Below are 16,418 nucleotides of genomic sequence, written 5' to 3'. Positions count from 1 at the left end.
GCCGTATGCGGGAAAACCGCACGTACGGTTCTGTGAGGGGTGAATTAGACAACCTTCACATAGAGAGGAGGAATGTCGAGATTTGTCTACTCGACGAAAATACTATGAAAAAACCAGTAGTTGCGTTTATGTATGATTTTGATAAAACGCTATGTACAAAAGATATGCAAGAATACAGTTTCATTCCTGGACTTGGAATGGATGCTGCAACATTTTGGCAAGAAGTAACAAAAATTGCTGAAGAAGAAGGAATGGATCGGATTATTTCCTATATGTACTACATGATTCATGCGGCAAAAGCAAAACGTATGCCAGTGCGTCGTTCTGACTTTGTGGAAAAAGGAAAGAATGTGGAGTTATTTGCCGGTGTTGATACTTGGTTTAAACGAATGAATGAAGTCGGAGAAAAGCTTGGCTTAGAAATTGAGCACTATATCATTTCAAGTGGATTAACCGAAATCATTGAAGGAACAAGTATCTATGATGAGTTTAAGAAAATATATGCGTGTGAATTTCACTATGATGAAAATGGTGTTGCGGACTGGCCAGCATTAACTGTTAATTACACAAACAAAACCCAGTTTCTCTTCCGCATCAATAAAGGTGTTTTAGAAATGAATGAAGATGAGCAACTAAATGAATATTTAGAAGATCGCAATCGTCGAATTCCTTTCCGTAATATGATTTACATTGGAGATGGATTGACGGATGTGCCATGTATGAAATTAGTAAAAACCAATGGTGGGCAAAGCATCGCTGTTTACCAACAAAAAGAAAAAGTTGTGGATTTATTGCAACACCGTCGTGTGGACTTCATTAGTCCAGCAGACTACACAGAAGGAAGTCACATGGAACAATTATGTACGACAATCCTAGAAAAGATGTCACTTGTAAATAAACTCGTAGATTTAAATCACCAACAACGTGATGAGGAAGTGTAAGTATGGAATATAGTGTGATTATTGTTGCGGCAGGAAAAGGTCAAAGAACAGGACTTGCTTACAACAAGGTGTTTCATGAAATTGATGGAAAAGCGATTATCAATTATTCAGTAGATGTCTTTGCATCAGATGAAGACTGTAAACAAATTATTATCGTGACTGCTGATGGTGAACAAGAACATTTTGAGAAGTTGGTACATGCAAATAAAGTAGAGTATGTTCTTGGCGGTGATACGCGTCAAGATAGTGTGGCAAGTGGACTAAAAAAGGTAAATCAGGATCATGTGATGATTCATGATGGAGCTCGACCGTATATTGATCAACAACTACTTGATCAAATCAAAGAAACACTTGATGAATATGATGCATGCTTACCAATGGTGCCAGTTACTGACACGATTAAACAAGTCGATGCAGATGGGCTTGTTATCAGTACACCAAAACGTGAAGATTACCAAGCAGCACAAACACCACAAGCATTTAGTGCAGGACTCATTCGTGATTGTCATAGCCTCGCAAAACAAGATAAATTTGTTGGGAGTGATGATGCACAACTAGTAGAAAAATACTGTGCATGTCCGATTAAAGTGATACCTGGATCTTATAAAAATCGTAAAATAACAACAGGTGAAGATATTAAGTAGTTCCATATCCATGGTATAATATAAAAAAGAAAGGTTGGTATATATGTTAACATTCGTTCAAGGTGATTTATTCAATTCTCCAGCAAAAGTGTTGGTAAATACAGTAAATACCGTTGGAGTTATGGGTAAAGGCATAGCTGCAAAATTTAAAAAAGAATACCCAGACATGTTTAGTAAGTACCATTACTTTTGTAAAAATAACATGTTTGACATTGGGAAACTGTATTTATATACGGAATCAGATAAATGGATTTTAAATTTTCCTACAAAAAAACACTGGAGAAATAAATCTGAATATGAATATATTGAAAAAGGTTTAGAAAAATTTGTTGATACATATCAAGAGAAAGGCATAACATCAATTGCATTTCCCAAACTAGGGTGTGGCAATGGCGGTTTAGATTGGAATATTGTACGAGAGATGATGATTAACTACCTTTCGAATTTGCCGATTGATATTTATGTGTATGAGAAAGACATAGACGTCACAAAAGAATATGAACTTGAAAATAATCTTGTTATTGATGATATTGATATTAGTTCGTTTACAAACTTTTATGATTATTTTGTAAACAGTAATAGTAAGTTCAGTGAAACTTTCGCGAACAATAGAGATGAACTGGAACATTTTTGGTTAACTCTTACAAATAAAGGATTTGTCAGTGAAGATGATATTGACTTTAAAGATTATGAAATTAAATCTGTGGTGCTTCAAAAATTAAAGGTTTTAAATAATATTGATCATTGTAAAATGTTTAGTATTAAGAAGAAGAAATATATAGATGCTATCCAGATAACTCCATCACAGTCAAAAGATTTTATGAATGTGGAGATATGTAATGGATGATAGAGATGAGATAAAGAAGGTATTAGAAGAAAATGCTTTCAAGTATTTACCTGAAAGTAAAAGGTGGTGGGTTAAGTATTTATATCACTTTTCAAATATTGATAATATTGTTTCTATATTAAAATGTGGAAATTTGTACTCAAGGGATTATTGTAAAGAAAATCAACTAATGATAAACGAGAATGCAAGTGAAGAGGTTATAAGTAATACGGATCAAGAAGTCACAAAATATGTTCGATTATATTTTCGTCCAAAGACACCAACTCAATATATAAATGAGGGTTTTAAGCCAATTAGCTGCCGACAATTTACAGGCGCGCATATTCCAGTTCCAATATTTCTTGTATTCCGCTCTTTGAATGTACTGGCTCAAGAGAACGTAAGATTTTCTGGAACATCGCTTGCAACAAAAGAGATGTATCTACAGTCTACATTGGAAGAATTTAAGAGAATTGATTTTGAAAAAGTTTATCATGATGGGGCAATTAATCCGGATGAGGATAAGAATCAAATTAAAAAGCATAGACATGCTGAGGTTGTTGTTCCGCATAGATTATCACTTGATTATTTGGATTACATATGGTGTAGATCTGATGCCGATTACACAACACTCGTGAACTTCTTGAAGGACGAAAAAATTCTAGATAGATACAAAAATAAAATTGCGATAAATAACAGTTTTGAGTTATTTAATATGAGTGATAGAGCTTATGTAAAAAGAGTATCGTTAAGTGATGTAGATGTGTTGATGAATATCGAAAATCCTTTTGAAGCAAGAAACACAGAAATAACTTTTGATATGAAGATTGGTAATTTCTCAAAGAAATGGAAATGTATGATTGTGGAAAAAAAGTGCGGATATAAATTGGATCTAAGTAGTTTAACAGAATTAATTAATAAAATTGGAGAGTATAGAATTACAATATATTTTGGGAATGAACTAATGCATTATGGTGTGTGGTCATCTGAAGATGATTTGCCATTTTGAAGGTACTGAAAATGAATGGTTGTTATGCGGTATATGCAAAATTAACGTCAGTAATTGACGAGTAATAATTGATAAAAACCTTGTTTTTTAGGGTTTTTAATGCTATCATTACTTAGCGAGTAATTTCGATTACTCCTTGTTATCTTGTCAAAAGATAACCAATAGACCAGAAGGAGGTGTACAAAATGAGAAAATATGAGATTATGTACATCGTGAACGCATCATTAGATGATGCTGCTAGAGCACAAGTTGTTGAATCAGTTCACAAAACATTAACTGACAACGGTGCTACCATTGACAAAGTTGACGAATGGGGAAGCAGAGAGTTCGCGTATGAAATCAATCACATGACGAAAGGTTTCTACTATGTAATTAACGTTACAGCTGGAAACGAAGCGATCGCAGAGTTCAACCGTTTAACACGCATTAACTCTAATGTAATTCGTTTCTTAGTCGTAAAAACTGATGAAGAGAAATAGGAAGGGAACAGATTATGAATAAAGTTTTATTAACTGGTAGAATTACCAAAGACTTAGAACTAAGAAAAACACAATCTGGAACTTCAGTAGTACGTTTTACACTTGCTGTAAACCGTCGCTTCAAACAAGAAGGACAACCGGATGCAGATTTTATTTCATGTACAGCATGGGGAAAACAAGCAGACGTAATGAGCCAATACTTAGCTAAAGGTTCATTAATTGGTGTAGAAGGTCGTATTACGACTGGTTCTTACCAAGGGCAAGATGGAAAAACGGTATATACTACAGACGTAACGGTTGAAAACTTTGATTTCTTAGAATCAAGGGGAGCAAGTACACAAACACATGCACAACCTTATGTTCCGCAAAACCAACCACAAACTGGGTTTGCACAAAACGATTTTAATCAAAATCAATCATCAGTTGCAGACGACTTTGAAAACACATTAGACATTGCAAGTGATGATCTACCATTTTAAGTGAAAGGAGTACATCATGGCTTTTAAAAAACAAAGAGTTGGACGTAAAAAAATCTGTTATTTTACAAAAAACAAAATTGAAACAATCGACTACAAAGATGTTGAATTGTTAAGACGCTTTATTTCAGCTAACGGGAAAATCATTCCTAGACGTGTTACAGGAACAAAAGCGAAATACCAAAGAATGTTGGCTACTGCAATTAAACGCGCACGCCAAATGGCTTTACTACCTTACGTAGAAGATTAATGAATCATGGGCTGTCGGAAACGATAGTCTTTTTTATATACTTTATAGGCACCATATGAATCGACGGAAATAAAAGATTCTAACGCTGTTTTTTTATAAGTAAAACCTATAATTTCAAAAAGACATATAGCCCTTATTAGAAACAAAGTAAAATATTTTAACTATTATGTAAATATATTTTTAATAAATGTCAAAGTTATTTGACACGATATTTTATATATGATATGCTTCATGTGTAGTAATCAACGAAAAACTAAGGAGTTTGAAAGGTGGGAATGATCACATTGTGGCAAAAAATCTAAAAGTAAAAGCGGCACGAGCTGCACTTGATATGACGCAAAAAGATTTAGCGGAAGCTATTGGTGTTAGTCGACAGACAATGAACGCTATTGAAAAAGGCGACTATTATCCGTCCGTAAAACTCTGCATTGACATTTGTAAGGTCTTAGGGAAAACCTTAGATGAATTATTTTGGGAGGATTAAAGAATGAAAGAAATAAAGCATTTGGATGAACTCCAATTATTGAAAAGAGGAAATGTATTTAAGCATGGCTTATTTTCGCTTGTAGGCTTATTGTTGATCAACGCACTACTGTATTCGTGTGGAATAGAGTGGGCGTCAGGCAAATGGGCAGAATTAACAATTATCCTTCTCGTTGTCGTGTTGTGCAGTATCGAGTTTATCTATTATGACATATACCCATTGACAGAAAGAAAACAAAAATACTTGATATACTTTTCTGGTTTGTTCGGTTTTGTTGCTCTCATAGCTTGTATTTACGATTTAGTGATCGAAGAAGTAAGGATAGTTGCTAGTGGAAAAATTACTGATGGCGCATTAGGCATTATTTATGGTATATTGTTCATGGTTGTGTTTCTTGCCTATATACTAAAAATAAAGCATAATGCTAAGCATGAAAATGAAGAATAGTAGGATATAAAAAAATGAATGATCAACTTTGGATAAGCTGGGTACTTGTCGTCATACTCGTTATAATATCTTTTATTCTACTAATGGGAAAAGGTGGTTTCTTAATTGCAGGATACAATATGCTAAGCAAAGAAAAAAAGCAAAAATATAATGCAAAAAGACTTTGTCGCGTTGTGGGCGGTGGCACAAGCATTATTTCTGTAATTTTGACTGTAGCAACATTGAATCGCTTTGAAATGCCCTTGGCTATTTCTTGGATTATTCCGTGGGGATTATTCGGAATAATAGTAATCGTAGGAATTTTAGCGAATACGATTTGTTGGAGGAAAACGTCAACTGCTGATGAATGAATTGTAGGACTATCCTTCATTAAAAAATGAGTGATATTATGAACAATGGAGAATGGGTTCACTACCTTACGTAGAAGATTAATGAATCATGGACTGTCGGAAACGATAGTCTTTTTTATATACTTTATAGGCACTATATGAATCAGTGGAAATAAAGGATTATTTAATTATAGAGTGTTATAATTTGTGTAGACGATGATACCTTTAGGCTGGTGGTAATATGATATATTTCTTGTTAGGTAACTAATGGGGATATCGCCAACCTCCTCTATCTTCCACACACACGAAGGAATCATGAATAAGTTTATGAGGTTGGTATGAAAGTGACTCTAATGATACAGGGTCACTTTTTATATAATCGACAAACTAAAAATTTTTAGTTGACATAGAATATGGTATAATGTCACATATGGAAAATTCAAAAAAACAAGTGAAAGAAAAGAAATATACACCAATGATGATGCAATACTTAGAAGTGAAAAAAGGACTTCAAGACTGTATTGTTTTTTATCGTTTGGGAGATTTTTATGAAATGTTCTTTGATGATGCAATTGTTGCAAGTAAAGAACTTGATTTAGTATTAACAGGACGTAATGCAGGGGTAGAAGAAAGAGTCCCAATGTGTGGTATTCCTTACCATGCAGCAACTGGGTACATTCAACGTCTAACACAAAAAGGATACAAGATTGCCATCGTGGAACAACTAGAAGAAGCTAGTGCAGGTAAGATTGTAAAACGAGATGTTGTAAAAATCGTTACACCTGGAACGATTATGGAAGAAGCAAATGAAAATCAAAGTGGTGTATATCTTGCAACCATTTACGATTTTAAATATGGATATGCATTATGCTTTTGTGAGATGACTTGTGGGCAAGTTCTTGCTAAAAGTATCGACCGTGATTTTCAAACATTACAGATGACGTTACTATCGATGAACGTAAAAGAAATCGTCGTGAGTGAAAGTCTAGATAGCAAGGTGAAAAAACGTTTAGAAGAATATGGAACGATGACACTTTCCTATGAAGAAGATCTTACTTTAAAAGCAACATATGAAGATTTATTAGATGTTCAAGATGTACACATCAAAACGAGTTTTGCGATGCTAACAAACTATTTAGAAGCAACACAAAAACGTGAAATGTCGCATTTAGGTAAAGTAGAAATGCTTGAAGATGATGCATATCTACAAATGGATTTCTCAACAAAAGCCAATTTAGAGTTATTACAACCACTACGTGTTAACAGTAAGTCACAAACTTTATTTGGGTTTTTAAATCATACGAAAACGGCACTAGGTGCACGTTGTTTAAAACAATGGATTTCATATCCATTAATCGATGAAGGAAAAATCAACCAACGTTTAGATGCGATTGGATATTTAAATGATAATTTTATTTTAAAAGATGAATTAAAAGAAGAGTTGAGTGATGTATATGACTTGGACCGTCTAGGGGCAAAGATTGCTTATGGTAATGCCAACCCACAAGATGTTCGTCGTCTAACTTCAACATTAGTTGCAGCTCCTAGAATTTTGGAAGTCTTTAATGGTTGTAAGCAAATGATTCAAGAAGTGCAAGTGGATGCTTGTGTGGATTTAACGCTAAAACTAGATGGAATCATGTTGGAAGATGCGAGTAATAATCCAAAAGATGGACATATCTTTGTGGATGGTTATGATAGTCAACTTGATGAATATCGCAAGATTCAAAATGAAGCCAATCAGTACATTTTGGATTTGGAATTACGTGAAAAAGAACAAACAGGAATCAACTCATTAAAAGTTGGATACAACCGCGTATTTGGTTACTACATTGAAGTAAGTAGTGCAAATCTAAGTAAACTAAAAGATGATTTTGGTTATACACGTAAACAAACACTAACCAATGCAGAACGTTTTGTTAGTGAAGAACTAAAAGATTTAGAAGATAAAATCTTACATGCCAAAGAAAAAAGTGTACGTCGTGAATATGAACTTTACCAAATGTTGATTGATGAAATTCGTTTATACTTACCAAAAATACATCAACTTGCACGTGCGATTGCGAAAATTGATGCGCTATATGCCTTAAGTGTAGTTGCTAGTAAACCTGGATACATTCGTCCAGTCTTTGAAAACAACAATCGTATTCACTTAGTAGAAAATGCACATCCAATTTTAAATGATATGATGAAGAAAAGTCGTTATGTAACTAACGATTTACAAATGAGTGCGGATGACAGCATTATGATTATCACGGGACCAAACATGGGTGGGAAATCAACCTTTATGCGTCAAGTTGCCTTAACGGTAATTCTTGCACAAATGGGAAGTTATGTACCTGCTAAAGAATGTGTCTTACCAATCTTTGATAAGATCTTTACGCGTATTGGAGCAAGTGATGATATCATGAGTGGTCATTCTACATTCATGGTAGAAATGATGGAAGCAAATTACGCTTTACAAAATGCGACCGATGCATCACTGATTTTATTTGATGAAATTGGACGTGGTACTTCTACTTATGATGGAATGAGTTTAGCATATGCAATGTTAGAGTATTTACATGAACATACCAAGGCAAAAACACTATTCTCTACCCACTATCATGAACTAACTTCACTTGAAGATACCTATGATGGTATTCGCAATATTACAGTTGCAGTAGATGAAGAAGATGATGAGATTGTCTTCTTATACAAAATGAAACCAGGAAAAGCAGATAAGTCATATGGAGTTAATGTGGCTAGACTTGCAAAACTTCCAAATAGTTTACTTGAACGAGCAAGTCAAATATTAGCAAACGTGCAAAAAGAAGAAATTGACTTACATGTAGAAATGCAAGAAGAGATGGTTAAAGAAGATCATCAAGCAACAGAAGTCTTACGTAAATTACAACAGGCAAATGTCGAACAAATGACACCGATTGAAGCTTTGTTGTTTCTAAATGAACTAAAAAAATAGGAAAGGAGTCAGCATGGCAAAAATTCAAAGATTAGATGCACATTTAACAAATATGATTGCAGCTGGAGAAGTTGTTGAACGACCAAGTGGAGTCATTAAAGAACTTGTTGAAAATGCAATTGATGCCCATGCATCAAAGATTCAAATTCATGTCCGCCAAGGTGGAATTGAAGAGATGATGATTGTGGATGATGGAGATGGAATGAGTGCACAAGATGCAACCCTTGCCTTTGAACGTCATGCGACAAGTAAAATCAAAGATGTAAAAGATCTTTGGAAAATTTCGACGATGGGATTTCGTGGAGAAGCCTTACCATCGATTTCCTCTGTATCACATGTGGAATTAAAAACAAATGATGGAACTGATGGAACTTTAGTTGAAATCTCTTATGGGAAAACCTTACAAGCAAAACCGATTGGGACACCAAAGGGAACACAAATTACAGTTAAGAACTTATTTCAAAGAACACCTGCACGATTTAAACATTTACGCAGTGCAAGTTATGAATTCTCACTTATTAGTGATGTAATTCAAAAGTTTGCATTAGCATATCCAAACATCTCATTTAGCTTATTCCATGATGACAAGATGGTATTTCAAAGCAATGGAAATGGAAATATACAGGAAGTGTTAATGTTGATTTATGGTCGTGAAGTAGCAAAAGCAGCAATTGAAGTGCAAGGTAAAGATAATGACTATGCAATCGATGGATATGCAGTTCAACCATTTCAAACAAGAGCAACAAAATACTACATGTTGTTTTTTATCAACAATCGAATGATTCGTTCGTATCGTCTACAAAAAGCAATCATGGATGCATACAGTCCATATATCCCAAGTGGACGTTATCCAATTGTTGTATTGCATATAAATATGGACCCACAACTTGTAGATGTAAATGTGCACCCAAGTAAATGGGAAGTACGTTTCTCAAAAGAAAAGCAATTAGAGTTTTTAATTAAGGAAACTTTACAAGAAGCTCTTCGTGATAAGATGGAAGTCAATCGTGTGGTGAAACAGGAAAAACTGGAAGTAGAAATGCCAACCTTCCAATTTGAGGAAGTTAAAAAACCAGTTGTACCTGTATATCAAAATGTCGAATCTGAAACAATCACACCAAAAGTAGCTGAGCCTACTGTTGTATACGAAAAGCCAACCTTGCCAAAAGAAGAAATTGTAGAAGAAATACCAGTACAAGAAGAAGTGGTGGATGTGATTGTTCAAAGTAGTCCAGAAGTACAAAAAGCAGAACCAGCGAAAGTGAAAAATCCATCGTTTCCAACGATGCGTGCACTAGCCCAACTGCAAAAAGCGTATATCTTAGCAGAAGGTGAAGATGGTTTATATATCATTGATCAACATGCTGCACAAGAACGCTATAACTTTGAAGTGATCAAACAAAAAGTATTAGCAGGAGTAAAAGACCAACAGGATTTACTTGTGCCAATTACTTTAACTTCTACTTTGCAAGCCATTCAAAGTGTGGATGCACTAAATCAAAAATTGGAACCACTAGGTATCCAATTTGAAGTGTTTGGGGATACGAGTTTTGTGGTGCGCAGCATTCCAACGTGGTTAATATATATTGATGAACAAGCCTTCTTACAAGATATGGTTGATTACTATATTAAAAATGAAGAAGTGGACATTGAAAGTTTACGTAAACATGCACTTGCAACAATGGCATGTCACTCATCGATTCGTTTCAATCGTTCATTAAGTTTGCCAGAGATGCAACAAGTCATTAGTGATTTAGAGCATTGTGAACAGCCTTTCCACTGTCCGCATGGACGACCAACTTTTCTTAAGTACACAATGAAAGACTTAGAGAAAAGTTTTCTACGGGTGAAGTAGTATGGATAAAGTAAAAGTACTAGCTGTGATTGGACCAACTGGTGTTGGAAAAAGTAAGATGGCAATTGAATTAGCTAAGAAATTCAATGGTGAAATCATTAGTGGTGATGCTTATCAAGTATATAAACAACTAAGTATTGGTAGTGCAAAAATTACACCCGAAGAAATGGATGGTATTACACACTACTTAGTGGATTGCTATGACTATGAAGATACATACAATGTAAAAATCTTCCAAGAACAAGCACGTAAATATATATCTGAAATTCAAGCAAAAGGAAAACTTCCCATCATCTGTGGAGGTACTGGATTATATATCAAAGCGGCTTTGTATGATTATGTGTTTGAAGAAGAACAAGAAGATGAAGCGTATAGTAAATTACTGAATAGTTTATCTGATACAGAGTTATATGAACGTCTTAAACAAGAAGATATAGAAAGTGCACAAGCTTTGCACCCAAATAATACTCGACGCATCAAACGTGCCCTTATGATGAATCATCTTGGTCATAAAAAAAGTGAACGCCTACAAAAACAAAATCATGAAATGTTGTATGATGCATATATACTAGGATTAACAGTTGAACGTAGTGAACTATACAAACGAATTGATGCACGTGTAGTAAAGATGATGGACATGGGCTTACTTGAAGAACTTCAGGATATTGTGAAAGATGATACAACCTTCGCGTTACAAAGTATGCGTGGTATTGGTTATAAAGAATGGCAAAGTTATTTTCAAAAAGAAGCGAGTATGGAAGAAACTATCAGCCTTATTCAAAAAAACACGCGAAATTTCGCGAAGCGACAATATACATGGTTTAATAATCAAATGGATGTTCATTGGTTTGATATTCGCAAACCAAATATAAAAGATGATATACAACAACAAGTGCAAAACTTTATCGAAGGTTAACACTTGTTTTTTTTGAAATCTCTATTATGATGTAGATGTATGATACATTTGTGTCCAAAATACATTGTGTGCGTTAATAAGGTGATGGATCCTTGTGTTTTTGCATCGGTGTTGATGTGAAAAATCAGAATCTGAATTATGAAACAAACACATGACTTACTTCAATGTGGTAATTACTATATCTTAATTATTCTTACTAGTGTATTTCATTTAGGTGAGTGTGAAGAAATAGTAAAAAAGTATGGTGATTTTACATTGTCGCAATAAAACCTAATAGCTAAATAGCTAACATAGAAAAGGGTGAACATCAAAAAATGATGATTAGCCCTTTTCATCGCGATATTTTAATTATTTATAATTATTAATTTATTATATTCATATGAAGTTAAGAATAGTACCTTTATTTTGCGTAATATTTATATAGAAAATGCTTTTTAAACAATTTACAAGCAAAAAAAAATTGAATATGATTAAAGTGTGGAATACAAATGTATTCAACCATTCAATGTGTGTGTGCGTTAATAAGGTAGTGTGTCATTGATTGTGTGTTGTTCTTTGATGCAAAGCGAATGATTCCATTCGCAATCAATCATCTATAATTTTCCCTGTTGATTGATTCTTTACATAGTTAATACTTTATTAATGCAGTTCATTTGTGTAGTACTTTGAACTGTTTTTTGTTTTAAAGTACTTGTGTGTGTTGGGAGGAATAACTATGAAAGGAAAAAATAGTACCCAGAAAATATTTAGTTTGATTCTCACATTCGTATTAACTATTGGCGTATTCTTTACAAGTTCAATGGTGCAAATAAAAGCAAATACTGATGCTCCAGCAAATGGAACACTTGGTAAAAGTGAAACAGTGATTCCGGATCAAAATACAGGAGTTATATTAGGAGCAGCACTAGATGAAGCTAGTGTTGTAAAACAAGTGAAAAAAACAGAAGTTCCAGGTGTATATGACATTACATTTGGTGCAACAGTTAAAGGAAGAAAATCGACTACAGGTGCAGTAAACGTAATCTTCATTATGGATAAAAGTGGAAGTATGGCAGGTACTGCATACACAAGTGCTAAAGCAGGAGCTAATGATTTTGCTGAAGCATTACTTACAGATCAAAGATTAGCAGGTCGTGTCTCAATTCGTGCAGTTGAATTCGCATATGCTGCAAATTCACTTACTCCAAATCCAATTACGGATATTTCACAAATTACTGATGCGAATGGAAACATCACGTTTAGTAATATATTTGGTAATACAGGAGGAACAACGAATGTTGGATCTGCATTTGCGGCTGCAAATAACTATATGGATCCATCTAAAGATAACTTTGTTGTATTACTTTGTGATGGTGTAACAAACGAAGGTGGAGGTGGAGGACTAACACCTCATAAATACGCAGAGCAACAAGCAAATGTATTGAAAAATAATGGTGCAACTATTTACTCTATTGGCTACAATCAAACGGGCAATACTGGAATGAACAACTTAAAAGCGTATGCGTCAAAGATTAATGATGAACCATTATACTATGTTGGAGCAACAGGAAATGTTGATAAAGTTCTAGGAGATATTAAAACGCATATCACTGATCTTGTTGAATCTCGTAAAGCAACAATTACGGATGTTGTACCAGCTCCATTTGAAGTCATTGGCTTAGATGAGTATGTAGTAAATGAAAATGGCCGTACAGTTGTTAAAGATTTACCTATTGCAATGAGTGTAGATGCAAATGGAACTGCTACTGGAACTGTTACATTCCAAGTGCGAATCAATGAAGAACTAGTAGATGGTCCAGGTTGGTATGATATTAATGATCATGCAAACGATGGTGTATATTTATCGTATGCAGCTGATGATGAAGAAAAATCACAACTTGCAATATCAGGTCCAAACCCACAAGTGTACTGGCAACATGTTAGAGGATACAGTTTAAACCGTGTGTTGTGTGATGAAGAAGGAAACCCTCTTGCTGATGAAATGCAAAGTGTTGCTCCAGTAGCTGCAAATCAAGAATTCGTAACTGGACAAAGTGAAGTATATCAACCAGAAGTTGCATTTGATACTGCACACTTTGCGGATGGTAAAGCGATACTTGATCGAATTCCAAATGAAGATGGTACAGGTTACTATGAGTTCTTTGGTGAAGTAGATCCAGTGAAGATTACCTACTATACAGAAAATAATGTAACAAATGCATACTTTAAGTTTGTTCGTACAAAACAAAACTATCGTGTAGAACACTATACGTATGAAGATGATATCGCAAAAGCAGAACTTCGTAAAACAGAACCGAATGTATTAGGACCAGTCGATATTGGACACATGGTTAAAATTGAAGTTCTTGGACATGATTTCTTAATGGATCAAGCGGGTAAATTAAAATATGTATATGACTCTCATGTGAAAAACGATAAAGCATTTGATGCATTTACATTTGCGGTAGAAAAAGATGAAGCAAACAATGTTGTGAAAGTCTACTATAAGGAAATTGTTGAATTACCAAATATTGATCCACCAAAAGAAGATCCAAAACCTACACCGACGCCAAAGCCAACACCGAAAGCAGCTACACCAGTAGCACTGCCTTCAGTAGCGACTTATGATGCAAGTCATGCACAAGCATATCTATGTATCGTATTGCTAGCGGGAGTAGTGATGGTATCAATATACAAACAAAAAAGAAATAGAAACCACTAGTCTATAACATCATGTGTTTAAAACTGTGTTGTGTGTGTTTAAGCGTTATCCATTTGGGTAACGCTTTTTCTAAATTATGAAAAAACCTTTAAAATAAGAATGTTTTATGTATTTATTAGATGTTTTTAGTAAATTCATATTTCTATATACACATACATGAAAATATCAAATTTTATATAATATGACTTGTTTCTAACTTTACTAATGTTTAGGCATCGTATAATATTAATATATAGAACACGAAAACTATTCGTGTTCGAGTGTGTGCGTTAATAGGGAAAAACTTTACTGGTTATGGTGTGTGAAGTTCATTGATTTTTATTATAGAAAAGCCAAGCAATATAAAAGGAATCTTTTTATTGTATTTTTCTTTATTAATGCAGTTCAATTGTGAAATACTTTGAACTGTTTTTTTATTTTCAAAGTATGAGTGTGTGTAGGAGGGAAGATATAACAAGAAAAAATGAACAATTTTGAATTAAAGTGATATGTCACGGTAAAACGAAAATATTAAATTAAAAGAGGGCAAATAGAGATGAAAAAGATTAGAAATATTTTAAAAACGTCCATAGTATTTGGACTTGTAGCTATATTAATGATGCAATTGTGTAATGTTTCCATTTTAGCGAAAATAGATCAAGAATTAACGGATGAGCAAAAAGTAATGTATATTACATATTGGGATGATCAAGGTGTTGAAACAACAGAAATGCTTTCTCTTGTAGAACTAGCAAAAAATCAAGGTTGCACCTGGGATACATTGACTTGGAGTAGCATTCAAAGCATTGTTGAAAATAACACTCCTGGATCGCTTCATTCTGCATCAGGTAGTATTTATGTGCAACCCTTTGATCATGTAATGTATGCTGTAGATGACAGTAGTAAAGATGCTAAAATTCTACCAGGAATGCATGTGTATCTACCACTAGCAGATAATGTACAAGAAATTAGGGTAGCTCCACATAAAGATGATATATTTGTTGGGCTTGGTTCATATGTTGAAGATGGTATGACTACATACAAATTAAAAAGTGATAATCTTACTTGGGGAGAGTTTATTAATGATTTCTTAAAAGCATATAAAGTAAGTTATGGAAACTTATCTGATTGGTATTTTGATAATAATGGAAATTATGAAGCTGTGGTTAAGAAAAATGATCCAGTAACGCCAGAAGTTAACTACAGTATTCGTGCTGATAAAGCTATCGAACCAAGTCCTGAACTAATGTATAAGAGTTATGCACGTTACTATAATGGACAAGCTGTAGATAAAAGTGTTTTTTCATTAGTCGTTTTTAGTTCGATTTGGCAATCACAATCGACATATTATGAAAGAGCAGGAGAACGCGATGGAGTTTCTTATCATGAGGCTTATGATCTACTAGATCCAAATGTTGGATCATATAAAGTGCGTGCTGGAACATTGTTTGATTCAGCAAATGTTTATACAGAATTTATGAATATAGATATTTTAGCAATTCCAGTCGTTGTTGAAGTGCAAGATGCAACAAATACATCAAACTATAGAGCAACAATTCGTTTAGATGAAGATGCATTACTTACATACTTTTCTGAATATGACAGAGTAGATGAAGTAACAAAAGAAACGATGAAAGAGTTAATCGTTAATGAATTAGGTGACTCATTCTTTACTATCATCAGTGAAAAAGATGCACAAGGAAATACGATTCTTCGTGCAGTTGAAAAAGCAGGTGTAAATGAAGTTGGTGGAGTGAATCAATATGGAAACTTTACAATTCGTTATGTACCTGGAAAACTAACGGAAACAACGCAACGTCCAAGTGAAGTTGCAACACCTGAAAAAGGTCTTTCAAGTAAGGAAGGAAAAGCACCAAGTACAGGTGATACAACTAGTGTTTCTTCATTATATGCACTACTTGCAATTTCAAGTGTTTCAATTCTTGGATTTGTGATTAGTAAAAAGCGTAAAGCAACACAAACCAAATAGAATATACGACATGTTAGGAGAGTAAATAGCTCTCCTTTTTTGTGTGACGGGCAGTCATGCATATAGTCCTCAAACTGCAATGGAAATTGGCAAAGTAAAAAGTAGAACTAGTCAAAAGTTGAAGGAGAGG

Annotated in this window: 15 protein-coding genes; all 15 read left to right on the top strand. The window is 34.1% G+C overall.

What is annotated here, in order from left to right:
- Positions 1-104: 104 nt before the first annotated feature.
- The 15 genes from EDD63_RS10380 (at position 105) to EDD63_RS10310 (ending at position 16,288) form a co-directional block, all read left to right on the top strand.
- Complete coding sequence (locus EDD63_RS10380; protein ID WP_134171169.1) at positions 105-941, top strand: HAD family hydrolase; 837 nt, start codon at positions 105-107, stop codon at positions 939-941.
- A gap of 2 nt (positions 942-943) precedes the next feature.
- On the top strand, positions 944-1,585 hold the full coding sequence (gene ispD / locus EDD63_RS10375; RefSeq protein ID WP_134171167.1) for a 2-C-methyl-D-erythritol 4-phosphate cytidylyltransferase: 642 nt from the start codon (positions 944-946) through the stop codon (positions 1,583-1,585).
- 43 nt (positions 1,586-1,628) lie between these two features.
- Positions 1,629-2,432: a macro domain-containing protein gene (locus tag EDD63_RS10370; protein WP_134171165.1), complete on the top strand. Its 804-nt coding sequence runs from the start codon at positions 1,629-1,631 to the stop codon at positions 2,430-2,432.
- Positions 2,425-3,420, top strand: a complete 996-nt coding sequence (locus EDD63_RS10365) for a DarT ssDNA thymidine ADP-ribosyltransferase family protein (protein WP_166667622.1) — start codon at positions 2,425-2,427, stop codon at positions 3,418-3,420. Before EDD63_RS10370 ends, EDD63_RS10365 begins: the two co-directional genes overlap by 8 nt.
- 185 nt (positions 3,421-3,605) lie before the next feature.
- Positions 3,606-3,899, top strand: a complete 294-nt coding sequence (gene rpsF / locus EDD63_RS10360; RefSeq protein WP_134171161.1) for a 30S ribosomal protein S6 — start codon at positions 3,606-3,608, stop codon at positions 3,897-3,899.
- A 14-nt stretch (positions 3,900-3,913) separates the two neighbouring features.
- Complete coding sequence (locus EDD63_RS10355; RefSeq protein WP_424945042.1) at positions 3,914-4,378, top strand: single-stranded DNA-binding protein; 465 nt, start codon at positions 3,914-3,916, stop codon at positions 4,376-4,378.
- A gap of 16 nt (positions 4,379-4,394) precedes the next feature.
- Positions 4,395-4,625 carry a 30S ribosomal protein S18 gene (gene rpsR, locus EDD63_RS10350; RefSeq protein WP_067422136.1) on the top strand — a complete coding sequence of 77 codons (231 nt, stop codon included), beginning with the start codon at positions 4,395-4,397 and terminating at the stop codon, positions 4,623-4,625.
- Between the two features lie 286 nt (positions 4,626-4,911).
- Complete coding sequence (locus tag EDD63_RS10345) at positions 4,912-5,109, top strand: helix-turn-helix transcriptional regulator (protein ID WP_134171157.1); 198 nt, start codon at positions 4,912-4,914, stop codon at positions 5,107-5,109.
- A 3-nt stretch (positions 5,110-5,112) separates the two neighbouring features.
- The gene (locus EDD63_RS10340) at positions 5,113-5,556 is read left to right on the top strand and encodes a hypothetical protein (RefSeq protein WP_134171155.1); all 444 of its coding nucleotides are present in this window, start codon (positions 5,113-5,115) and stop codon (positions 5,554-5,556) included.
- A gap of 14 nt (positions 5,557-5,570) precedes the next feature.
- A complete protein-coding gene (locus EDD63_RS10335) occupies positions 5,571-5,906 on the top strand; it encodes a DUF3784 domain-containing protein (RefSeq protein ID WP_134171153.1) in 336 nt (111 codons plus the stop codon).
- A 409-nt stretch (positions 5,907-6,315) separates the two neighbouring features.
- Complete coding sequence (gene mutS / locus EDD63_RS10330; RefSeq protein ID WP_134171151.1) at positions 6,316-8,847, top strand: DNA mismatch repair protein MutS; 2,532 nt, start codon at positions 6,316-6,318, stop codon at positions 8,845-8,847.
- A gap of 13 nt (positions 8,848-8,860) precedes the next feature.
- Positions 8,861-10,702 (top strand): DNA mismatch repair endonuclease MutL, encoded by a 1,842-nt coding sequence (gene mutL, locus EDD63_RS10325; protein WP_134171149.1) that lies wholly within the window; start codon positions 8,861-8,863, stop codon positions 10,700-10,702.
- A 1-nt stretch (position 10,703) separates the two neighbouring features.
- The gene (gene miaA / locus EDD63_RS10320; protein WP_134171147.1) at positions 10,704-11,618 is read left to right on the top strand and encodes a tRNA (adenosine(37)-N6)-dimethylallyltransferase MiaA; all 915 of its coding nucleotides are present in this window, start codon (positions 10,704-10,706) and stop codon (positions 11,616-11,618) included.
- A 715-nt stretch (positions 11,619-12,333) separates the two neighbouring features.
- Positions 12,334-14,319, top strand: coding sequence for a vWA domain-containing protein (locus tag EDD63_RS10315; RefSeq protein WP_134171145.1), 1,986 nt, complete (start codon positions 12,334-12,336; stop codon positions 14,317-14,319).
- 535 nt (positions 14,320-14,854) lie between these two features.
- Positions 14,855-16,288: an LPXTG cell wall anchor domain-containing protein gene (locus tag EDD63_RS10310; protein WP_134171143.1), complete on the top strand. Its 1,434-nt coding sequence runs from the start codon at positions 14,855-14,857 to the stop codon at positions 16,286-16,288.
- Positions 16,289-16,418: the final 130 nt, after the last annotated feature.

It is taken from the genome of Breznakia blatticola (assembly GCF_004365815.1).
In the GTDB taxonomy this organism is placed as follows: domain Bacteria; phylum Bacillota_I; class Bacilli_A; order Erysipelotrichales; family Erysipelotrichaceae; genus Breznakia; species Breznakia blatticola.
Note: the sequence above shows the minus strand (reverse complement) of the source record. Positions and strands in the feature narration are given on the sequence as shown.